At 40.5% G+C, this 21909-nt stretch carries 20 protein-coding genes; 6 read left to right on the plus strand and 14 right to left on the minus strand.

Translation table 11 applies throughout. The features are described from left to right. Positions 1 to 29: 29 nt before the first annotated feature. The 6 genes from glyS to dnaA all read right to left on the minus strand — a co-directional run bounded on the left by glyS (position 30) and on the right by dnaA (position 9203). Complete coding sequence (gene glyS / locus AC2IOM_RS04280; RefSeq protein ID WP_486359213.1) at positions 30 to 2096, minus strand: glycine--tRNA ligase subunit beta; 2067 nt, start codon at positions 2094 to 2096, stop codon at positions 30 to 32. 2 nt (positions 2097 to 2098) lie between these two features. Further along, entirely contained in the window at positions 2099 to 3022 is a 924-nt protein-coding gene (glyQ, locus tag AC2IOM_RS04285; protein WP_010561306.1) for a glycine--tRNA ligase subunit alpha, read from the minus strand. Positions 3023 to 3160: 138 nt separating this feature from the next. Then, positions 3161 to 5578, minus strand: coding sequence for a DNA topoisomerase (ATP-hydrolyzing) subunit B (gyrB, locus tag AC2IOM_RS04290; RefSeq protein ID WP_138630195.1), 2418 nt, complete (start codon positions 5576 to 5578; stop codon positions 3161 to 3163). A gap of 12 nt (positions 5579 to 5590) precedes the next feature. Continuing rightward, complete coding sequence (recF, locus tag AC2IOM_RS04295) at positions 5591 to 6685, minus strand: DNA replication/repair protein RecF (RefSeq protein ID WP_100912348.1); 1095 nt, start codon at positions 6683 to 6685, stop codon at positions 5591 to 5593. A gap of 22 nt (positions 6686 to 6707) precedes the next feature. Further along, positions 6708 to 7811 carry a DNA polymerase III subunit beta gene (gene dnaN, locus AC2IOM_RS04300; protein ID WP_486359214.1) on the minus strand — a complete coding sequence of 368 codons (1104 nt, stop codon included), beginning with the start codon at positions 7809 to 7811 and terminating at the stop codon, positions 6708 to 6710. A 12-nt stretch (positions 7812 to 7823) separates the two neighbouring features. Beyond that, positions 7824 to 9203, minus strand: coding sequence for a chromosomal replication initiator protein DnaA (gene dnaA / locus AC2IOM_RS04305; RefSeq protein ID WP_040642370.1), 1380 nt, complete (start codon positions 9201 to 9203; stop codon positions 7824 to 7826). Between the two features lie 546 nt (positions 9204 to 9749). Here dnaA and rpmH point away from each other — a divergent pair. The 5 genes from rpmH (at position 9750) to mnmE (ending at position 13758) form a co-directional block, all read left to right on the plus strand. Further along, a complete protein-coding gene (gene rpmH, locus AC2IOM_RS04310) occupies positions 9750 to 9884 on the plus strand; it encodes a 50S ribosomal protein L34 (protein WP_010376846.1) in 135 nt (44 codons plus the stop codon). A 4-nt stretch (positions 9885 to 9888) separates the two neighbouring features. Next, positions 9889 to 10317 carry a ribonuclease P protein component gene (gene rnpA, locus AC2IOM_RS04315; protein WP_010561311.1) on the plus strand — a complete coding sequence of 143 codons (429 nt, stop codon included), beginning with the start codon at positions 9889 to 9891 and terminating at the stop codon, positions 10315 to 10317. 79 nt (positions 10318 to 10396) lie between these two features. Beyond that, on the plus strand, positions 10397 to 10663 hold the full coding sequence (yidD, locus tag AC2IOM_RS04320) for a membrane protein insertion efficiency factor YidD (protein ID WP_010561312.1): 267 nt from the start codon (positions 10397 to 10399) through the stop codon (positions 10661 to 10663). An 8-nt stretch (positions 10664 to 10671) separates the two neighbouring features. Continuing rightward, the gene (gene yidC / locus AC2IOM_RS04325) at positions 10672 to 12300 is read left to right on the plus strand and encodes a membrane protein insertase YidC (protein ID WP_100914466.1); all 1629 of its coding nucleotides are present in this window, start codon (positions 10672 to 10674) and stop codon (positions 12298 to 12300) included. A 93-nt stretch (positions 12301 to 12393) separates the two neighbouring features. Next, on the plus strand, positions 12394 to 13758 hold the full coding sequence (mnmE, locus tag AC2IOM_RS04330; protein WP_010561314.1) for a tRNA uridine-5-carboxymethylaminomethyl(34) synthesis GTPase MnmE: 1365 nt from the start codon (positions 12394 to 12396) through the stop codon (positions 13756 to 13758). A 49-nt stretch (positions 13759 to 13807) separates the two neighbouring features. Here mnmE and AC2IOM_RS04335 read toward each other — a convergent pair whose 3' ends face one another. The 8 genes from AC2IOM_RS04335 to AC2IOM_RS04370 form a co-directional block, all read right to left on the minus strand. Next, positions 13808 to 14542 carry a siderophore-interacting protein gene (locus AC2IOM_RS04335; RefSeq protein WP_486359215.1) on the minus strand — a complete coding sequence of 245 codons (735 nt, stop codon included), beginning with the start codon at positions 14540 to 14542 and terminating at the stop codon, positions 13808 to 13810. A gap of 13 nt (positions 14543 to 14555) precedes the next feature. Continuing rightward, on the minus strand, positions 14556 to 15860 hold the full coding sequence (locus tag AC2IOM_RS04340; RefSeq protein ID WP_486359216.1) for an NtaA/DmoA family FMN-dependent monooxygenase: 1305 nt from the start codon (positions 15858 to 15860) through the stop codon (positions 14556 to 14558). Next, complete coding sequence (locus AC2IOM_RS04345) at positions 15853 to 16683, minus strand: ABC transporter ATP-binding protein (RefSeq protein ID WP_486359217.1); 831 nt, start codon at positions 16681 to 16683, stop codon at positions 15853 to 15855. The genes AC2IOM_RS04340 and AC2IOM_RS04345 overlap by 8 nt, the downstream gene beginning before the upstream one ends. A gap of 20 nt (positions 16684 to 16703) precedes the next feature. Next, complete coding sequence (locus tag AC2IOM_RS04350) at positions 16704 to 17744, minus strand: FecCD family ABC transporter permease (protein ID WP_486359218.1); 1041 nt, start codon at positions 17742 to 17744, stop codon at positions 16704 to 16706. Continuing rightward, complete coding sequence (locus tag AC2IOM_RS04355) at positions 17741 to 18733, minus strand: FecCD family ABC transporter permease (protein WP_486359219.1); 993 nt, start codon at positions 18731 to 18733, stop codon at positions 17741 to 17743. Before AC2IOM_RS04355 ends, AC2IOM_RS04350 begins: the two co-directional genes overlap by 4 nt. 13 nt (positions 18734 to 18746) lie before the next feature. Next, positions 18747 to 19703, minus strand: a complete 957-nt coding sequence (gene fepB, locus AC2IOM_RS04360) for a Fe2+-enterobactin ABC transporter substrate-binding protein (protein ID WP_486359220.1) — start codon at positions 19701 to 19703, stop codon at positions 18747 to 18749. Between the two features lie 96 nt (positions 19704 to 19799). Then, positions 19800 to 20690: a helix-turn-helix transcriptional regulator gene (locus AC2IOM_RS04365; protein WP_486359221.1), complete on the minus strand. Its 891-nt coding sequence runs from the start codon at positions 20688 to 20690 to the stop codon at positions 19800 to 19802. 3 nt (positions 20691 to 20693) lie between these two features. Continuing rightward, positions 20694 to 20951, minus strand: a complete 258-nt coding sequence (locus AC2IOM_RS04370; protein WP_100914457.1) for a hypothetical protein — start codon at positions 20949 to 20951, stop codon at positions 20694 to 20696. Positions 20952 to 21399: 448 nt separating this feature from the next. Here AC2IOM_RS04370 and AC2IOM_RS04375 point away from each other — a divergent pair, with 448 nt between their 5' ends. Beyond that, a complete protein-coding gene (locus AC2IOM_RS04375) occupies positions 21400 to 21834 on the plus strand; it encodes a flavodoxin domain-containing protein (RefSeq protein ID WP_105173034.1) in 435 nt (144 codons plus the stop codon). The last annotated feature ends 75 nt before the right edge of the window (positions 21835 to 21909 follow it).

Here is a 21909-nt window from a genome sequence, read left to right on the forward strand (position 1 = left end):
ATTACACCGGCTTTTTCTGTGCGTTTTGCTTATTTTTGTAACAGTGAAATATCCGCTACTTGTAAGAATAAACTTCTTAACTGACTCAGCATTGTTAAACGATTTAGTTTCACAGCTTCGTCGTCAGCCATTACCATTACGTTATCAAAGAAGGTATCAACTACTTCACGTAAATCTGCAAGACTTGCCAAAATAGTTTGGTAATCATGTGCTGCAAATGCCGGAGCTAGTTCCACTTGGTAGTGCGCAATTTTCTCTGCTAATTGCTTTTCAGCGTCTTCAGCTAATAGGCTCTCATTAACAGTCTCTGCAAGTTCTGCTTCATTCTTAGCCAAGATATTCCCTACACGCTTATTAGCCGCTGCAAGCGCTTCTGCTGCGTCTAATTCACGGAAGTGAGATACCGCTTTAACGCGTTGATCAAAGTCCGCTGGCTTAGTTGGGCGACGAGCCAATACTGCTTGAATAATGTCAACACTAAAGCCTTCGTCTTGATACCAAGCACGGAAACGACCAAGCATAAAATCAATTACATCAGATTCAACATTGTCGTTGCTAAGCTTATCGCCAAATAGCGATTTTGCTTTTGCAATTAAATCTACTAAGTCTAGGTTATAGCCCTTTTCAACAATAATACGCAATACACCTAGTGATGCACGGCGTAGCGCAAATGGGTCTGAACCTTTTGGAGCTTGACCAATACCGAAGATACCCACAATCGTATCGAGCTTATCAGCCATTGCTACAGCAGCGGATACACCTGTGCTTGGTAACTCGTCACCTGCAAAACGCGGCATGTATTGCTCGTAAAGTGCTTTCGCCACTTCCGCATCTTCACCGTCGTGCGTTGCATAGTGCATACCCATAACACCTTGTGTATCGGTAAATTCAAATACCATAGATGTCATAAGGTCACATTTTGCCAGTAAACCTGCACGCTTAGATTTTTCTACGTCTGCTTCGATTTGCTCAGCAATGTAACCAGCAAGCTCAGTAATGCGGTCAGTTTTATCTTTAATGGTACCAAGCTGTTTTTGGAAAATAGCTTGGTCTAACTCTGGTAAACGATCGATTAGCGGACGCTTACGGTCAGTATTAAAGAAAAACTCAGCATCCGCTAAACGAGGACGAACAACCTTTTCATTACCTTCAATTACGTAACGAGGCTCTTTTGACTCAATGTTCGAAACAAAGATAAAGTTAGGCAATAACTTTTTGTTTTCGTCGTAAACTGGGAAGTATTTCTGGTCACCTTTCATGGTGTACACAAGTGCTTCTGAAGGTACTTTTAAGAACTCTTCTTCAAACTTAGCGGTCAGTACAACTGGCCATTCAACCAGCGAAGTTACTTCTTCAACTAAGTCATCTTCTAGGTCCGCAATACCACCTACAGCTTGCGCAGCTTTTTGTGCGTCGGCAAGAATAATCGCTTTACGTGCTTCGTAATCAGCCATTACTTTACCGCGCTCTTCTAAAATCGCAGGATATTGCTCGGCAGATTCAATGGTGAACTCTTGTTCACCCATAAAGCGGTGACCACGAATAGTTCTATCTGATGCGACACCTAAAATCTCACCCGCAACTAACTCGTTACCCATTAACATTGTTAATGTTTTAACTGGGCGAATAAATTGCGTTGTTTTATTACCCCAACGCATTGGCTTGGCGATCGGTAATTTAGCAAGCGCTTGCGCTGCAAGCTCAACGATAATTTCGCTAGTCGCTTTACCTTTTACTTCTTGTTTGAATAAAAGCCACTCGCCTTTTTCTGTTTTTAAACGGTCAGCTTGCTCAACGGTAATACCATTACCGCGCGCCCAACCTTGGGCTGCTTTTGTCGCATTTCCGTCTTCATCGAATGCAACTGAAATTGCTGGGCCACGTTTTTCAACTACTTTGTCAGATTGAGACTCAGCAAGTGCCGCTACTTTTAGCGCTAAACGACGCGGTGCAGCGAACCACTTTACGCCTGCATGACTTAACTCAGCAGCTTTTAATTCTGCTTCAAAATTTGATGCAAAGCTTTCAGCTAGCGTACGAAGCTGTGTTGGTGGTAGTTCTTCAGTGCCTAATTCAATTAAAAATTCTTTTGCCATGATTACTTTTCCTCACCACTTTTTTTACACATTGGGAAACCTAACGCTTCACGCGATGCGTAATACGCTTCAGCAGTTGCTTTAGTAAGGTTGCGAATACGAAGAATATAGCGTTGACGTTCTGTCACTGAAATTGCTTTACGTGCATCTAATAAGTTAAATGCGTGCGCCGCTTTCAAGATGCGCTCGTATGCCGGAAGTGGTAACGGTGTTTCTAGCGCTAATAATTCTTGTGATTCTTTTTCACATTGATCAAAGAAACTAAACAAGAAATCAACGTCAGCGTGTTCAAAATTATAAGTCGATTGTTCAACTTCGTTTTGATGGAAAATATCACCATAAGTAACCTTGCTACCATCTGGCGCATGGTTCCAAACTAGGTCATATACTGAATCTACTTCTTGAATGTACATCGCTAAGCGCTCAATGCCGTAAGTGATTTCACCTGTTACAGGCTTACACTCAAGGCCACCTACTTGCTGGAAATAAGTAAACTGAGTCACTTCCATACCATTTAACCACACTTCCCAACCAAGACCCCAAGCACCTAGCGTTGGGTTTTCCCAGTTGTCTTCTACGAAGCGAATATCGTGAACTAATGGGTCAACACCTAATACTTCTAAAGAGCCTAAATAAAGCTCCTGAATGTTATCTGGCGACGGTTTTAACGCTACTTGAAACTGGTAGTAATGTTGAAGGCGGTTCGGGTTTTCACCATAGCGACCATCAGTTGGACGACGTGACGGTTGAACGTATGCGGTAGACATTGGCTCTGGGCCAAGTGCACGCAAACATGTCATTGGATGCGATGTACCCGCACCTACTTCCATATCGAGTGGCTGAACGATAGTACAGCCGTTTTGTGCCCAGTAATCCTGTAATGCTAGGATCATTCCCTGGAAGGTTTTGATATCGTATTTTTGCATTGGCTTTAGCTGATATTTTAATCTGAAAAATTACGCCACAGTATACCGCGGCAGCAAACAGGTTTTAAGCGATTTGTTGATTTACGGCCAATAAAAAAGGGCCATTTAGGCCCTTTTATGAAAAATATTCACTATATTCTAAACATCTAAGTTCACAACTTTAAGCGCGTTTTGTTCGATAAACTCACGACGCGGCTCAACTTGGTCACCCATTAACGTCGAGAATAATTGGTCAGCTGCAATCGCATCTTCAATAGTTACTTTCAACATACGGCGTACTTCAGGGTCCATTGTAGTTTCCCAAAGCTGATCTGGGTTCATCTCACCAAGACCTTTGTATCGTTGAATGTATAAACCACGTTTAGATTCAGCAATTAACCAGTTAAGCGCTTCAACAAAGCTTGAAACCTGTAAGGTCTTTTCGCCGCGTTGAATATAGCCACCTTCTTCAATTAGGTTGCCAATTTGCTCACCCGTTTTCGCAATTGCTAAATAATCGCGAGACGTTAGGAATTCGTAATTCAGTACATGCTCACGGTCTACACCGTGCTGACGAATTACAATATTTGGATAGAACAAGTTACGCTCTTCATCTTTCTTCACTTGTGCCGTGAATAAAGTAGCGTCGGTATCTTTTTCCGTTAAGTAAGCAACAAGATTATCCGTCCACTCACGCACGTGCGCTTCGTTCGCTAAATCTGCTTCATTAATTTTAGCTGAGTAAACTAATGAGTTAAGCACACTTAATGGATACTTACGTGTTAGACGCGTGATAATTGTTTCGGTCGCTTGATAATCTTTAACTAACGACTCTAACGCCGTATCTTTAATTGCAGGCGCATCTTCATTAACGTATAGCGAAGAGTTATCTAACGCCAATGTTGTTAAGTATTCAATCAACGCTGGATCATCTTTGATGTAACGCTCTTGCTTGCCTTTTTTCACTTTATAAAGTGGTGGCTGAGCAATATATACGTAACCACGCTCAACAATTTCAGGCATTTGACGATAGAAGAAGGTCAATAGTAACGTACGAATGTGCGAACCATCGACGTCGGCATCGGTCATGATAATAATACTGTGATAACGTAGTTTTTCAGGGTTATATTCATCGCGGCCAATACCACAACCTAATGCTGTGATTAGCGTTGCAACTTCCTGCGAAGATAGCATTTTATCAAAACGTGCTTTTTCAACGTTTAGAATTTTACCTTTCAGCGGTAGAATCGCCTGATTCTTACGGTTACGACCTTGCTTAGCCGAACCGCCCGCTGAATCACCCTCCACTATATATAGTTCAGAAAGTGCTGGGTCTTTTTCTTGACAGTCCGCTAATTTACCTGGTAAACCTGCTAGGTCCATTGCACCTTTACGACGTGTCATTTCACGCGCTTTACGTGCCGCTTCACGCGCACGTGCCGCATCAATAATCTTAGTAACTACAATTTTCGCATCTTGTGGGTTTTCTAATAAGTATTCACTTAATTTTTCACCCATAGCTTGCTCTACAGCCGATTTAACTTCACTTGATACAAGCTTGTCTTTCGTCTGAGATGAGAATTTTGGATCAGGTACTTTAACAGAGATAACCGCAGTTAAACCTTCACGGGCATCGTCACCTGAAGCACTGCTTTTCTCTTTCTTATTAAAGCCTTCTTTTTCCATATACGTATTTAATGTACGCGTTAAGGCGCTTCTAAAGCCCGCTAAGTGCGTACCACCATCACGTTGTGGAATGTTATTTGTGAAGCAGTAAATACCTTCTTGGAAACCATCGTTCCACTGCATTGCTACTTCTACACTAATACCGTCTTCTTCACGTGTTGAAGTGAAGTGGAAAACATTTTGGTTAACCGGTGTTTTATTGGTATTTAGAAATTCAACAAACGCTTGAATACCACCTTCATATTTAAAGTGGTCTTTCTTCTCATCACGCTCATCAGCAAGAATGATACTTACACCTGAGTTTAGGAATGAAAGTTCACGTAAACGCTTTGCAAGAATATCGTAATGGAAGTTTACATCACTGAATGTTTCTGAGCTTGGCCAAAAACGAATTTCAGTACCATTGGTCTCTGATTCACCCACTACTGCTAATGGCGCAGCAGGTTCACCCATATTATAAATTTGCTCGTGAATTTTACCTTCACGGCGAATGGTTAGTTTTAGCTTTTCAGAAAGTGCATTTACTACTGAAACACCTACACCGTGTAAACCACCCGATACTTTATATGAGTTGTCATCGAATTTACCACCAGCGTGAAGTACCGTCATAATAACTTCAGCTGCAGATACACCTTCTTCTTCGTGAATTTCTGTCGGAATACCACGACCATTATCGCGTACCGATACAGAACCATCAGAGTGGATAGTTACATAAACATCATCACAGAAGCCTGCTAATGCTTCATCAATTGAGTTATCAACGACTTCAAACACCATATGATGAAGACCCGTTCCATCATCCGTGTCACCTATGTACATCCCAGGACGCTTTCTTACTGCATCCAGTCCTTTTAGTACTTTAATACTCGACGAATCGTAATTTTCAGACATGGTTTCTTCCAATTAACTTGTTATTAGTTTGCCATGTTTCACGTGGAACACTTTCATATTTTTATTTAGAGGTTCCACCACAGCTGAAATACTGTCGTAATCAATAGCGCTTATAAACAGCTGTGAATTTGAATGAGCGAGTAACTCACTTACAGCTTGTTTTGTTTCACTGCTTAATTCAGACGGTAAATCATCAATTAAAAAAAGTGATTGTTTATCTGTTTCACTTTCAATCAGGCTATTTTGACAAATCTTTAGCGCATACATTAAAAGCTTCAACTGCCCCCGTGACAAAAAATTATCAACTGCGATACCGTCAATTAAAAAGTTGATATCGGCTTTATGAGGGCCTTTACTGGTGTAACCCAGCTTTGCATCTCTTTCGAAGTTTTTACTCAGTTGCTCAGCTAAATCATCTTCAGCTTTCCAACCTGGAGAAAAATCAAAAGTAAGACTTTTAAATAATTCAATCTGACTAGCTATCTTATCAAAAAACAGGTTAGATAACCTAGTTATATATGTGGTTCTAAGTGTATTTATCTTTGTCGCGATTGTTACAAATTCTTTATCCCAGAACTGAATTTGTTGCTCAAATCCATGTGGTTTTTGCTTTAACAGCGCATTGCGTTGTTTCAATAATTTATTAAAACGATACCAATGATAATAAAACTCTTGTTCCACGTGGAACAATCCTAAATCTAAAAAGCGGCGACGCTCTTTTGGACCACCAAAAAACAGCTCAAAACTTTCTGGGGTAATCACTTGCACAGGAAGCACCTCTGCAAGCTGTGCCATACGTTCACAGCGCTTTCCATGCACTTTTGCCAGCGTATCACCAGAGCGTTCTTTTTGCAGCCCCACAGGGATTTGTAGGCTGTTAAATTGCTTTTTACCATGCAGTACCATGGCATTTTTTTGATGTTGAATTACAGCTTTAAATTTAGAAGTGCGGAAGGATTTACCGTGAGACAGAAAATAAATGGCTTCAAGTAAACTACTTTTACCGCTGCCATTCTCTCCAATAATCACATTAACTTCAGGAGAGGGTTCAAAGCTTAGCGCTTCAATATTACGAAAATTTGAAACATTAAAGGTAACTAAGCTCATTTAATTATACTTACTACAACCACTATAAACGCATCGGCATTACAACGTACATGGCGCCTTCGTCGCCCTGTCCTTCAATTAATGCACTGCTGTTTGAATCAAGTAAGGTAAATAAAACGTCGTCGGTTTTAATGGTATTTAATACTTCTAATAAGTACGACACATTAAAACCAATTTCTAAATCAGGGCCTTGGTACATTACTTCTACGGTTTCTTCCGCCTGTTCTTGCTCAGGGTTATTGGCAGAAATCGTTAACTCGCCTGAAGTAAGGTTTAACCTTACACCGCGGAATTTTTCGTTTGAAAGAATCGATACTCGGGCAAATGCGCTGCGTAACCACTCACGATTAGCAACAATTTGTTTGTCGCCGCCACGTGGTAATACGCGACGATAATCAGGGAAACGGCCATCAACTAATTTAGATGTAAAGATAAATGCTTGGTCGATAATACGAACATGATTAGCGCCTAACTGAATTTCAACAACTTCATCGTCAGCAACCAATAAGCGCATAATTTCTTGTACGCCTTTACGTGGAATAATCACCTGACGTTGCGTATTAAGTGATGCTTCTAATGGTTTTTGCGCTAATGCTAAACGGTGACCATCGGTTGCAACCGTTTTAACTACATCATTTTCGATTTCCAGTGACATACCATTCAGATAATACCTAACATCTTGATTTGCCATAGAAAAACTTGTACTTTCAAGTAGCTTTCTAAGTTCTAAACGCGTTAGGTTAAGGGTTACTTCGCTGTCCCAGTTTTCTAAATTAGGAAAGTCTTCCGCCGCTAATGTCGCTAATGAAAAACGACTTTTGCCAGACGTAAGTAACACTTGTGCATCTTGAATCGTTAGCGTGATATCAGAACCATCAGGCAAGCTCTTACAAATGTCCAATAGCTTTTTAGCCGGTAATGTAAGCTTACAGTCTGCTACTGGTTCAGCTAATACCACACTTGCTACAAGTTCTATTTCAAGATCGGTACCTGTGAAATAAAGCACACCTTCTTTTACCTCTAACAACACATTAGATAGAATCGGTAACGTATGTTTGCGCTCAATCGCCCCTGAAACCTGCATTAAAGGTTGTAAAAATTGCTCGCGCGAAATAGTAATTTTCATGCTGTACTCGTCCTAAGATGACAAAGTTCTAATCAAGTTTTGATAATCTTCTTTTACTTCGTGAGATTCTTCACGAAGTGACTTCACTTTTCTACATGCATGTAGCACGGTTGTATGATCTCGTCCGCCAAACGCATCGCCGATTTCAGGCAAACTGTGATTGGTTAATTCTTTTGATAATGCCATTGCGACTTGGCGTGGCCTTGCAACTGAACGACTGCGACGTTTTGATAATAAGTCAGAAACGCGAATACGGTAGTACTCTGCTACTGTTCTTTGAATATTATCGATCGTTACTAGTTTATCTTGTAACGCTAGTAAATCACGCAGCGCTTCTTTTACAAAGTCGATAGTAATTGGCCTACCGGTAAAGTTAGCATTGGCAATTACGCGGTTTAATGCCCCTTCTAGTTCACGTACGTTAGAACGCAAACGCTTGGCAATAAAAAATGCTACTTCTTCAGGTAATTTAATTTGGCTTTGCTGCGCCTTCTTCATCAAGATGGCAACGCGCGTTTCAAGCTCTGGCGGCTCAATCGCAATGGTTAAACCCCAGCCAAATCGCGATTTAAGGCGATCCTCTACCCCTTCAATTTCTTTTGGATAGCGGTCTGAGGTTAAAATAATTTGTTGGTTACCTTCTAATAATGCATTAAAGGTATGAAAGAATTCTTCTTGTGAACGTTCTTTATTAGCAAAAAACTGAATATCATCGATAAGTAATGCATCAACGCTACGGTAGTAACGTTTAAATTCTTCAATCGCATTATTTTGCAGCGCTTTTACCATATCTTGTACAAAACGCTCAGAATGCATATAAACAATTTTTGCATTCTCTTTTTTATCTAAGATGCCATTACCCACAGCATGTAATAAGTGGGTTTTACCTAAACCTGTGCCACCATATATAAAAACAGGGTTAAAAGCCGAACCAGGGTTATCTGCAACCTGTGTAGCCGCAGCTTTTGCTAGTTGGTTCGATTTACCTTCAACAAAGCTATCAAAGGTATAGTTTTCTTTGATATTTGATTTAGGCATGTTTTTAGGTGCAGGCTCAACAGGCGCTTTGTTTTCTTTTTTAACGGGCGCTTCAACTGCTGCTTTTTCTTGCGCTGGTGTTTGTGGTGCTGCGGGTTTGCTAATATTAACCGTACTGCCAACTTCAAAACGCAATTCCGGCGCTTCGTCACCACAAATCTCAATTAATAACTCGTTAATACGGTTTAGGTATTTTTCACGCACCCAATCAAGCACAAAGCGGTTAGGCGCATAAATAGTGAGGGTATCTTCAGTGCTTTCTGCCTGTAGCGGACGCACCCACATACTAAATTGTTGTGATGGCAGTTCATCTTGTAAAACGTAAAGACAGCTTTGCCAAACCGACAAATACACGGCAACCCCCAATAATATTCCCGCTCACCAAAATAGGGCAGAAATTAAGCATCAAATCCAAGTTAAGACTGCCATTATGAAGCTAGTTTATCCACAACATCAACATTGATTTTTATATTTTTTATGATCTGACACAGGTAAATATATAACTTATTATTTTTAAATGCTTTTTAGTTAAAAAATAATGTGGATAAATTATTAATAAAAAGCTTGATCAAAATGATTAAAGTAGATCTATAAAAGTTTTCCAAAGAAAAGTCGCAATTTTTACACTATCATTGTGGAAAACTTTATTTTAAAATTGATCCTCGCTGGATCAACAGAGAAATACAGTACGATCTCTCCTTATATAAAGGTAAATGTAACTACCTTGTTAAGATTAGAACGGCTTTTATTCAATGCCTATAATTAACGCGACTATTGTGTGTTTTTTATTGACTTTGTGTATGCTTCTCTATAACATCTCGCGCTCGCAATGGCACCTGTGCCAGGATCGCGACCTGCATAGGATGTTTTAACTTTTAACCGATCGGATGGAATATAGTTATGAAAAGAACTTTTCAACCTAGCGTTCTTAAGCGTAAACGTACTCACGGTTTCCGTGCACGTATGGCGACTAAAAATGGTCGTAAAGTTTTAGCACGTCGTCGTGCTAAGGGCCGTAAGGTTCTTTCTGCTTAATATAGTGGAAGACTTTCGCTTTGGTAGGGAGTTACGTCTGTTAACTCCCTCACACTACTCCCGCATCTTCAATGAGCCTGCACGCGCAGCAAATCAACACTTTACTCTTTTAGCAAAACGAAATGATTTAGACCATCCACGTCTTGGTTTAACCATAGCTAAAAAACGCGTTAAAAAAGCGGTACAACGTAATCGCATTAAACGCCTTGCCCGTGAAAATTTCCGCTTAAACCGCCATCAACTCGACAATATTGATATTGTTTTAATGGTTAAAACTGGCGTTGATGAATTATCTAACGAAGAGTTACATAAGCAATTAACTAAGCTTTGGCGTAAAATTAATGAGCGTTGCCAACCTGGCTATAAGCCAAAACCACGCCCTAATCACTGGCAAAAAAACAAAAACGCAAAAAAACCGAATAACAAAGCCTAATAAACCTGTTGTTGCATAGCAAAACTAGGCAAATTTAGGTAAAGTTAGCTCACCTTTTAATCAGGCACTTTTTCATTAAATGCACTTTTTATTTGCTCTGCCGAGTAATCTGATGATCTTAATTATTAAGGTGTATCAAAAACTACTCAGTCCACTGCTTGGCCAAAACTGTCGTTTTACCCCGACATGCTCAAGTTATGCGATAGATGCAATAAAAATACATGGATTTGTAAAAGGGAGTTGGTTCGCAGCGAAACGCATTATAAAATGTCACCCTTTGCATCCAGGTGGGGATGATCCCGTGCCTGATAAACAAAATTCACTTAAACAACACCGCGAGAAATAAGAGCTGTTATGGAATCACAACGCACGTTTTTATTTATCGGTTTTCTTTTGGTAAGTTTTCTTTTATTCCAACAATGGAATATGGATAACAACCCACAAGTAAATACCGAGACAAGTGCTACAACGCAAACATCTACAAACCAGTCTGCCAACAATGACTTTGTTCCACAGTCATCAACTGGCGACTTACCTGTAGCGAACGTCGCAAACTCACGTCAAATTATTGATGTAACAACCGATGTATTTTCTGTAAAACTTGATACCTTTGGTGGCGATATCATCGAAACCAAGCTATTAAACTTCAAAGAAAAAATCGATAGCGATAACCCATTTATGTTGCTTGGCGTGTTAGACGGCAATCAATATTTCTCACAAAGTGGCTTAATTGGTTTACACGGACCAGATGCATCATCTGACGGTCGCCCAACATACCAAGCAGCACAAACAAGTTACCAGTTAAAAGGTGATGAGCTACGTGTACCACTTACATTTGTTAAAGACGGTGTTAGCTATACCAAAACATATATTTTCACAGCGGGTCGTTACGATGTTGCCGTTGAATATCAAATTGCTAACAACACAGCTGAAACAAAGCAAGTTCAGTTATTTACGCAAATTAAGCGTTCGATCACCGAAAAAGGTGGCATGATTGACCAAACATATTTAGGTACAGCTTACGGTACAGCAGAAGAGCCTTACGAAAAGTACAGCTTTGATGACATTAAAGAGCGTGACCTAAATATTAACACTACAGCGGGTTATATCAGCTTTATCCAGCACTACTTTGTAAGTGCATGGGTGCCAAACCAAGAGCAACAAAACAACATCTACACTAAGGCTCGCAGCGATAATTCAGTTATTATCGGTTTAAAAGGCCCACTAGAAAACGTTGCAGCAAATAGCACGCATACAATTAGCTCTACTTATTATATGGGTCCTAAAGATTCTGCTACGCTTGAAGCGTTACAAACAGACTTAGACCTAACCGTAGACTACGGCTGGTTGTGGTTTATTTCACAACCTCTACACTCATTACTAATGTGGTTATACGGCTTAATTGGTAGCCTTGGTTTAGCAATCATCGCGATTACAGTTATCGTGAAAATGGTGCTTTACCCACTTACTAAAGCCCAGTACACCTCAATGGCTAAAATGCGTAACCTTCAGCCAAAAATTATGGCGCTGAAAGATCGTTACGGCGATGACCGTCAGAAGATGGGTCAAGCAATGATGGAAATGTACCGCAAAGAAAAAGTTAACCCTATGGGCGGCTGTTTCCCACTATTGCTACAAATGCCAATCTTCCTAGGTTTATTCTATGTTTTCATGGAATCGGTAGAAATTCGTCACACTGAATTCTTATACCTAAATGACTTAGCAGCGATGGACCCATACTTCATCTTACCAATTCTATTTGGTGCAAGTATGTTCCTTATGCAAAAGCTACAGCCAATGACGGTTACAGATCCAATGCAGCAGAAAATGATGACTTGGATGCCGGTAATGTTCTCAGTATTCTTTATCTGGTTCCCATCAGGTCTTGTAATGTACTGGTTAGTATCTAACTTAATTTCAATTGCTCAGATGCTATACATCTACAAAGGCATGGAAAAGAAAGGTATCTCGGTTAAATCATAAACCGAACTAAATAAATGAAAGGCGACACAGTGTGTCGCCTTTTTTATGCGTGCCAGTTACAATATAAATAACTAAAGCTATCAACTCATCTCTATGTTCAATCAAGATACCATCGTTGCTCAAGCAACGGCGCCCGGCAAAGGCGGTGTAGGCATTATTCGCGTTTCTGGCAAATTATCACAACAGGTTGCCGAAAAAGTCTTAGGCAAATGCCCAAAACCTCGCTATGCCGATTATCTATCATTTAATACCTTGCAAGGCGAACAACTCGATCAAGGTATTGCGCTGTACTTTAAAGGCCCTAATTCTTTTACTGGTGAAGACGTACTTGAGCTTCAAGGTCATGGTGGCCCAGTAATTATTGATATGCTGCTGCGCGAAATCACGCAAATTGACGGTGTGCGTTTAGCTAAACCCGGTGAATTCAGTGAGCGTGCATTTTTAAACGACAAGATGGATTTAACCCAAGCTGAGGCGATTGCTGATTTAATTAATGCAAACTCAGAGCAAGCAGCTAAAAGTGCCCTACACTCGCTTCAAGGTCAATTTTCTAAACATATCGACACGCTAGTAGAACAAGTTATTCACCTGCGTATGTATGTTGAAGCTGCCATTGATTTTCCCGATGAAGAAATCGACTTTTTATCTGATGGTAAAGTAGCGAACGATCTAAATGCGATTATTGAACAACTTGATAACGTAACCGCACAAGCCAAACAAGGTGCGATTATGCGTGAAGGTATGCGCGTAGTAATTGCTGGCCGCCCTAACGCTGGTAAATCAAGCCTGCTTAATGCCCTTGCTGGCCGTGAAGCAGCCATTGTTACAGATATTGCCGGTACTACCCGTGACGTACTACGTGAACACATCGATATTGACGGTATGCCACTGCATATTATCGACACTGCAGGTCTGCGTGAAAGCCCAGATGTAGTTGAACAAATTGGTATTGAGCGCGCTTGGCAAGAAATTAATCAAGCCGATCGCGTATTGTTTATGGTTGATAGCACCGAAACAAACGAAACCGATCCTGCAAAAATTTGGCCTGAATTTGCTGAGAAATTACCACAAGGTATGGGCATTAGCGTTATTCGAAATAAAGCCGATCTATCCGGTGAAAACATCAAAATTGATGACTCTGCTAACACGCCAGTGCTGAGCGTGAGCGCTAACAGTGGCGAAGGCGTTGAACTGGTTAAATCACACCTTAAACAAATCATGGGTTTCCAAGGCGCTACTGAAGGCAGCTTTATGGCACGCCGCCGTCACCTTGATGCATTAGAAAGTGCAGCGTATCACCTAGCAACAGGCAAAGATCAGTTAGAAATGCATATTGCCGGTGAAATATTGGCAGAAGAGCTGCGTTTAACCCAACAATATCTCAACGAGATCACCGGTGAATTTACCTCAGATGACTTGCTTGGCAAAATCTTCAGCTCGTTCTGTATTGGTAAATAAATAGCGTCAAAATGTTAAAAGGCCAGCAATTGCTGGCCTTTATATTGTTCTAACTAAGCTCTTGGTGCGCTGCCACTTCACCTTTTTGCCAATAAACACTAAAACGCTGATCGTACTTATTAAATTGAGCACTTTGCTTAATACATTTACGCACAATTTTAATCATGCTTCCCTCACCTGCAACCCACATAAGCCCGTCTCGCATCATGGTTTGCTGTGCTTGCAATGCGATTACTAACTTATGTATTAAATCAAAGTTAAACACATCAACTTTTGCAGTTAAATGGTTGTTTAAGTACTCGGTGCTGCCATTAAGCAAATAAACATGTGTTTTAACAATGCTAGCAGACTCTTCTATTCGCCTTGCAATAGCGGGCAACGCTGTATTATCACCAATCAATATTTGATGCGCGTAGCTGTTATCGGTGGTAATCGATGATCTGGGTCCAGCAACAATTAAGCTATCTCCCAACTTTGTATTGCAAGCCCAATTACTTGCAACACCGCCAGAATGCTTTTCAAAATCTATGGTTAACCGGTTAGTAATATGAGAGAAATAACGCGGCGTGTAATTTCGCATAATGGTTTCACCGTTAATCTCGTCAAAAACAAGCTTTACATGATCATCAAAGTTAGGTGACACAAAATTATTTAGTGATTCTCCACTAAATACAATTCGTATAAATTGCTCACCAATATGCTGAATATCCTCTACAAAAACATCGCGAAAAAGCACGTCAAGAAATACCCGCTCACCATTACTTACAACGTCTTCCAACTGCATTACTACTCCTTAATTATTTTGCACGTAGATGAGATAAAAAAGTGTCGCTGTCATAACTGTTATGAAAGACACCTCGATTAATAAGCTCTGGTACCAATTTATCGAGCGCTAAATTTAACGAACTGGTAGCGCCTCCGGGTAATAAAATAACGCCATCTATCGCGCCATCATTAAACCAATCCGCTATTTCGTCTGCTGCTTGTGATACGGTACCGATAATTTGCCAATGAGATGATGCAGCCACTTCAGGCGATTTAAGCAGTTCATCTACCGTGATCGGTTGCTGCTCTATTTTGTTACGTAACAACTGTGCATGTGTACGACTGCGAGGTGCAACTGATACTGGCTGTAACATTGCTGCACTTATCACGGCATCGCTCGCCAGTGTCGATACATCAATTCCTGTTGCTTGCTTAATAAAACCAATACGTTTACTTAAGCTTTTACTTGATTGTGTCTCGCTATAAAGCTGTTTAGCCTGAGCCTCAGATTCTGCTAAAAACAAACTTACTCCCGATAGCACACGAATATCTGACTCATCACGTCCAAGCTTGTTCGCTCTTTGCCTTAGCTCATTCCTGAGCGAAATAGCGACTTGTTTATTTGGTGTTGCAGCGAATATGGCATGAGCCACTGTTGCAGCAAATTCTTTACCTGTATCCGATGCGCCCGCTTGTACAATAGGCAAGGTTTCATCTTTAAATGCAGGTATTGAAAGCGGTCCCGCCACCTTAAAGTAATTACCATTGTGGTTTATCGGCTGAATTTGCCTACTGTTCGCGTACTGGCCTGTATCACGATTGAAACACAGTGAATGATTGGGAAAGCTTTGCCATAATGATTTTACAATTTCTGTGAATTCTGCCGCTTGTGTATACTTTTCGTCTGCTGGTGGCATCACCTCAAGACCAAAGTTTTGCTGACCATCCAATGCAGTAACAATATTCCACGCGATGCGCCCTTTGCTGATCCAATTTAAAGACTGTAGTTGACGAGCAACATGAAATGGCTGATTAAATGTAGTGGAAGCGGTCGTTATCAGACCAATGCGCTGCGTATGAGTCGCAACCGCGGTTAATAATAACGTCGGATCAAGGCCACTAAATCCCGGTGAGTTTTCTAGCTCAGCATAATCAACAAATAACGAATCTGGTCGAAACACAAAATCGAGTTTGAGTGCTTCTGCACGCTTTGCTAAATCAATGTAATAGTCGATATCGTAAAAGGCTTCGATTTGTGAATCGGATTGCCGCCAACTTGAACCAGAAACCCAAGTAGGCGCCAATGACAGCCCGATGATCATTGATTTATTAGTCATTTCCCAACTCCATACTAAGTTTTGATGTACTGTGTAACGGCACGATCAAAGGGGATTGTGTAGTTTTATCAAAATGCACATGAGCTTTAATGCCGAATACGTCTTGCAACAGCTCGCTTGTAATAACGTCTGTTGGCGACCCAGTTACAACTATTTTTCCGGCTTTCATCACAATTAAATGCTCAGCAAAGCGCGCAGCCTGATTTAAATCGTGCAGCACCATTACTATGGTGTGCTTATGCATATGATTAAGGGTTTGGCACAGCGCTAACACATCTAGCTGATGTGAAATATCAAGAAAAGAGGTAGGCTCATCCATCAAAATAGTCGCCGCAGATTGCGCTAATACCATTGCAATCCATGCACGCTGGCGCTGACCACCAGAAACACTATTGAGCTGTTTATCAGCAATATCGAGTAAATCGGTTTGCCGCAGCGCATGAGTAATAGCTAATTGGTCTTGCTCACTGTTGTTCTGAAACCAGTTTTGATAGGCATAACGCCCCCGTGATACAAGCTCTTTAATTGTTATCCCTGCGGGCGAATGCGGGTTTTGTGGTAAAAAAGCAAGTCGCTTCGCCCGTGTTTTAGGCTTTAATTGCGCCAAGTTTTCTTCTTCAAAAATCACCATGCCGTTATGCGGTGTGGTTACATTTGCCAGTAAGTTAAGTAATGTCGACTTACCACACCCATTTGGGCCAACAATCATAGTAACTTTGCTGGCGGGAATGGTGATATTTAAGTTTTTAATAATAGGTGTATTGCCGTAGTTAAACGACAAGTTAGCCGCTACAAATTTATCTGCTAAGTTAAAATCGATCATCTCGCTAACACTTCTCTTAATTAATGCTGTTTGCGCGTTAGCAACATCAGTAAGTACACCCCACCAAATACACCAACAACCCGACCAACAGGTAAAACATAAAAATCCGCTAGCAATAAGCCAATTAAATCGGATAACACAAGTAACAAAGCACCAATCAGTGCACTGGTAAAAATGGGTAGCGTGCGTTTAGCAAGCAACAGACGTTTTGCAATATGAGCAGAAGCTAAGGCAATAAATGCAATTGGCCCGACAGAGCCAGTCGCTAGCGCAGCTAAAATAATCGCGATCAGCAATAAACAGTTATTGGTAACACGTACGTTTACACCCAAACAATGAGCGGTTTGCATGCCCATTTCAATCAAGCTTGCTGCACGGGAAAAATACACCGCAATCGGAAGTAATATAAACACCGCGAACATCGGCATTAAGGCGTGAAACCAAGTACGTGCAGAGAGTGAGCCAGCTAACCAAATATTTGCATGAGCGGTATTGTCTAAATTCCCTTTAACCAATAACAAACCATTAATTGCGCTTAATGTTGCACCAACACCAATACCAATTAACACCAACTGATTGCGATCAAAACCATGATCTTTTTTTGCCAATAGAAAAACCAATAACGCAACGCTCAACCCACCCAAAACAGAAAACAGAGCAATACCAAGTAAGTTATGTTCAAAGAAAACAAAGTGAGTAATCGCGCCAGTCGCGGCCCCAGTGGTGAACCCAATAATATCAGGTGAGCCAAGCGGATTTTTTGATAACGATTGAAAAATAGCGCCCGAAATAGCGAGTGCGCCGCCGGCGAAACATGCTGTTAAAGCGCGGGGTAAGCGAATATCGAACACTATTTTCTCAACAAAAGGAGAATTAGATTGATTCAACAGCACCTGCAAAAGAGTTGCAAAATCAAGTGTCATTTTGCCTTGCATCAAATGCAGCAGCATGGCGCAACATAACAAAACGATTAACCCAAAACACAATAGCCAATCGCGTGGCACAATTAGCCAAGACATGTTTGCTAACTTAAAAGTAAGCTCTTTATTAATCGCTGTCATAGCTTAGCCAAAGTGCGATTGCGCACCAATAAAACGAAGAATGGGCCACCAATTAGCGATAACATAATACCCACGCTTACTTCAGCAGGGTAAACAAGCACACGTCCAAGAATATCGGCGAGCAACGTTAACAATGCTCCCAGTATTATTGTTACCAAAAGCAGTTTATTAATATTGTTGCCGACAAAATATCGCGCTATATGAGGCGCACATAAGCCAATAAATGACAAGGGGCCAGCGGCTGCCGTTGCAGAGCCGCTAAGTAATACAATCACTGCAAAAGTTGCTAACACGGTTTGTTTAACGTCAACACCATTGGCAACAGCTGTTTCGTTACCCAACATCAACATATCAATGTCTTTTGCAATGCGAAACGCAATTACTAAACAGACTAACGTGAGTATTAAAGTAAGCACTAAGGTGCTGTAACCACGCCCAGCTAACGAACCAACTACCCAATGACGATACTGATCAAAAACAGATAAATCGCTATTTACAGTGATGATTTGTGTTACTGAAAAAAACATCGCTGTGAGTGCAACACCAGCCAAAATCAATTTAAGTTTATCGCCATTGGTTTGCTGCCTGATGGCAAATATATACACTAGGTATGACGCCACGCCTGCACCTAGCATTGCCGCAATGTAACGAATAAAAATTGAGTGACTTTGTAACACCGCAATAACCAGTGCAACCGCTAAACTGGCACCAGCATTTATGCCTAGTAATCCAGGTTCTGCTAATGGATTACGCGTAAGTACCTGAATGAATAATCCGGCAACCGCAAGTCCTGCCCCTACCGTTAATGCCAGGAAAGTGCGTGGAATACGCAAGTGGAAAACCAATAAATGATCGGTATTTGATGCATCAAAGGCTAACAAGGTATTCACCATATTTGCGATCGTAACGGTCTGATTGCCAACACATAAGCTGATCACAACAAGCAACAAGGCTGGCATCAGCCAAACAACTGATAACTTAATTTTCATAACCGTTTTTTAATCAGAGAGGTTTAGTCGCAAAGTCGCGTTTAATTTGCTGTATAACTTCAAGTGCACTGTAATAGTCGATGCGAAAAGAGTTCGCGCCTAATGCATATACTTGTTTGTTTTTAATTGAATTGAGGTTTTGTAACACGGGATCATTCAATACTCGTGGTACCGCGGAAGAATCGACTCGTAGTAAAAAGGTGGTATCACCCTTTAATTGACTCAATTTTTCATACTCTGCGCGAACAAAATCACCTGTGGCTTTTGTTCCTGAGTGCCAATGTGCATTAGGCTCTTCCAGTTTAAAACCAAGAGATGCTAAAAGCTGACCGTGTGCACTTTTTACCGTCGCAATGGGATTGGTAATACCCGGCCCGTTGTAGCTAATGATATTGGCCTGCCCTGATGGGATCGTTATTTCATTCTTTGCTTGAGTTAATACACGTTCAAACTGCTGTATTACAGCATAGGTTTGAGATTCTACTCCTAACCCTTGTGCTAATTGCTGCGCCAATTGTTGCCAAGTAAGCACGCCATAATCTACCGTTATTACTGGCGCAATCATTTTAAGTTCATCAATATGAGCGAGCGCTGAGTCAGCGCCATTTACTGATACAATAATTAGGTCGGGTTGCTGTAAAAATGCGGCTTCTAAGTCAACTTGTCCTGCGGGCCAAAGTGGCGCTACTTTCTTTGCTTGAGCAACATTTTGCCATTGCACAAAGAAATTGGCCGTTGCAGTTTGAGCACTCGCAATCACTGGTGCATCCATCGCTAATAAAGTGCCGGTAACAGTAACCGAAGTGGATAAAATACGTTTTGGCTTTGCAACTATCTCAGTTGTTGAGCCATCCGCATTAACAAAATAGCGAGGAAATTCAGCTGCAAATACAATATTACAAAACTGACCAAAGACTAGAGAACCAATAAAAAGATAACGGAATAAACGTACACAACGACTGAGAAACATAGCATTATTTTAAATGATAATTATTCTCATATTTTTACAAATAATTCTGCTTACAACATTCTTTTAAATGGCAAAAACATTCGTAAGTGTGCCAACTTATACTTTCTTTTTAACCGATTTAGGTGAAACACCAAAATAACGTTTAAACGCTGTTGAAAAGCTATTAGGTGTTGAATAACCTGCAACTTCAGAGGCTTTACTCACATTTCCTTGCCCATTTTTAAGCATTTCATAGGCCATTTCGAGTTTAGCCTGCACAACAAAGTCTGAAATTGTAACGCCAAAGGCTAACTTAAAATGTCTTTGCAAGGTTGTTTTAGATAAATGAAATTGCGCTGCGATAAGATCGTTAGTAAGTGGTGTTGCTAAGTTTTCAAATACCCAGCGCTTTACTTGTTGCATTTTAAGGTAGCTATCACTTGAAAGAGTACGATGCATCGCTTCATTATGATTATTACGCTTCAAGTAAGATAAGCCTTCTAATAGCAGCTCAATAGCGCGACTTTCTAAATAAAGCCCCGTTAGATCCGCGCTAATCGCTGGTGGGTCGATCATTTGATTCACTATGGCAATAGCATGATCGGATAACGGCCAATGACAATGAGCTAAATGCGGTAAATAGTCGTTTAATGCCAACCCTGAATGATCAAGCCATGCGGCACTAAAACCAATAGTTATACGCTTGGTGTAACAGTTTAAATGAGAATTCCGTGTAAATTGATCTGCTTGATTTAGGTAAACAGCCGCAGCACACACTTTAGCGTTATCTCGATTATCAAGTTCTAGATGATGAGGACCAAAATGTAGCGACAAACGCCCTTCTAATACAATAAACAATCGCAATCCAGCATCAATCGATGCAAACCAGGTGCAATCATGTTGCTCATGTTGTGCACCAAAATGAAAACTTAAACCAGGCCGTAAGTTATAGTTTTCATAAGGCCTCATAACCAATGGCTTTGCTGCGCTGGATTTAAAATGACCCATACTTTACTTATTATTCCGTACTTGAAAACTACTTTGACCTAGCTTTTTTAATAATAATGCAAGGCGATCTAAGCGCCATGATCTTAGCTCATCTACTCTTGCCTGACGAATGGTATAGCCCTTTCCTGTTTGCGTATTAATCGCAAATAAGTGATACTTATTGGCCTCCAGGTTTGATTCTTGCGCTATAAAATCTGTCATAGAGCCAGTTTCAACCAAACGAACAAACTCACCTTCTTTGATCCGATAAAAATCAATCACTACATACCACCAATATAGATATTACATATTGCCATTTTGTCACAAAGCGATCGAAAAAACAGATCAAACTCCGTATAGCCATGCTAAAAGATCGACATTTTTTAGAATATTTGGATCTTAAAACCAATTAGTTAGATCTAATAAAAAAGCCGATCTCGCGCTGCATTGGATAGATCTATCCACAACGTGATTAAACTTGATGTTTTAATCAATGCTAAATGAATTTATATAGCCTTTACTAAAGAGTAATAAAGAGGTTAGCAACGAGTTTTACACAGATTGATCGCAAATTTATCAAAACATTCTAAATAATAAAAAACATTAAATAACAATAACCTAAAAAAATACGCTGATTAAACAAACAAACTATTTCTATCCACTGTGAATAAGATCTTTTAACCAAGCTATTTATACCTTAAGATCGAGAAAAATACCTGATCAACTCATCATGAAAAATCTAAGCATTATTGTTGGTAGCCAAATGGGTTCGGCGGAATATGTCGCTGAACAGATCCAAGAGGCGTTAGTAGAACATGACATTCATGCCACTGTGCACGAGCATCCTGTGCTTTCAGAGATCAAAGATAATGCTTGGTTAATATGCACTTCAACCCATGGTGCTGGTGAGTTACCAGATAACATTCAAAGCTTTGCGTCTGATTTAGCTGAAGTAGAACAACTTACACATCTAACATATGCGGTGATAGGTTTAGGCGATTCTAGCTATGATCAGTTTAATCAGGCAGCGAAAGACCTAGATCAACACCTTGCTAGTAAAGGCGCTGTAAAGCTTGTTGATCGCTTAGAAGTTGACGCCCAATCGGAAGAATTACCTGAAGATATTGCACTGGCCTGGCTTCCACAGTTGTTAGCCAAGTTATAATCACCGCACTAGGCAATTGATCATATAAAAAGGTTATTCACAATTTTTAATATATTTAGATCGAAATGTGGATAA

Source organism: Pseudoalteromonas sp. NS-SX12, from assembly GCF_057367955.1.

Coding starts and splice junctions, on each gene's coding strand:
- glyS (WP_486359213.1), bottom strand. CDS start 2,096: ATGGCAAAAGAATTTTTAATTGAATTAGGCACTGAAGAACTACCACCA.
- glyQ (WP_010561306.1), bottom strand. CDS start 3,022: ATGCAAAAATACGATATCAAAACCTTCCAGGGAATGATCCTAGCATTA.
- gyrB (WP_138630195.1), bottom strand. CDS start 5,578: ATGTCTGAAAATTACGATTCGTCGAGTATTAAAGTACTAAAAGGACTG.
- recF (WP_100912348.1), bottom strand. CDS start 6,685: ATGAGCTTAGTTACCTTTAATGTTTCAAATTTTCGTAATATTGAAGCG.
- dnaN (WP_486359214.1), bottom strand. CDS start 7,811: ATGAAAATTACTATTTCGCGCGAGCAATTTTTACAACCTTTAATGCAG.
- rpmH (WP_010376846.1), top strand. CDS start 9,750: ATGAAAAGAACTTTTCAACCTAGCGTTCTTAAGCGTAAACGTACTCAC.
- yidD (WP_010561312.1), top strand. CDS start 10,397: ATGCACTTTTTATTTGCTCTGCCGAGTAATCTGATGATCTTAATTATT.
- yidC (WP_100914466.1), top strand. CDS start 10,672: ATGGAATCACAACGCACGTTTTTATTTATCGGTTTTCTTTTGGTAAGT.
- mnmE (WP_010561314.1), top strand. CDS start 12,394: ATGTTCAATCAAGATACCATCGTTGCTCAAGCAACGGCGCCCGGCAAA.
- AC2IOM_RS04335 (WP_486359215.1), bottom strand. CDS start 14,542: ATGCAGTTGGAAGACGTTGTAAGTAATGGTGAGCGGGTATTTCTTGAC.
- AC2IOM_RS04340 (WP_486359216.1), bottom strand. CDS start 15,860: ATGACTAATAAATCAATGATCATCGGGCTGTCATTGGCGCCTACTTGG.
- AC2IOM_RS04345 (WP_486359217.1), bottom strand. CDS start 16,683: ATGATCGATTTTAACTTAGCAGATAAATTTGTAGCGGCTAACTTGTCG.
- AC2IOM_RS04350 (WP_486359218.1), bottom strand. CDS start 17,744: ATGACAGCGATTAATAAAGAGCTTACTTTTAAGTTAGCAAACATGTCT.
- AC2IOM_RS04355 (WP_486359219.1), bottom strand. CDS start 18,733: ATGAAAATTAAGTTATCAGTTGTTTGGCTGATGCCAGCCTTGTTGCTT.
- fepB (WP_486359220.1), bottom strand. CDS start 19,703: ATGTTTCTCAGTCGTTGTGTACGTTTATTCCGTTATCTTTTTATTGGT.
- AC2IOM_RS04365 (WP_486359221.1), bottom strand. CDS start 20,690: ATGGGTCATTTTAAATCCAGCGCAGCAAAGCCATTGGTTATGAGGCCT.
- AC2IOM_RS04375 (WP_105173034.1), top strand. CDS start 21,400: ATGAAAAATCTAAGCATTATTGTTGGTAGCCAAATGGGTTCGGCGGAA.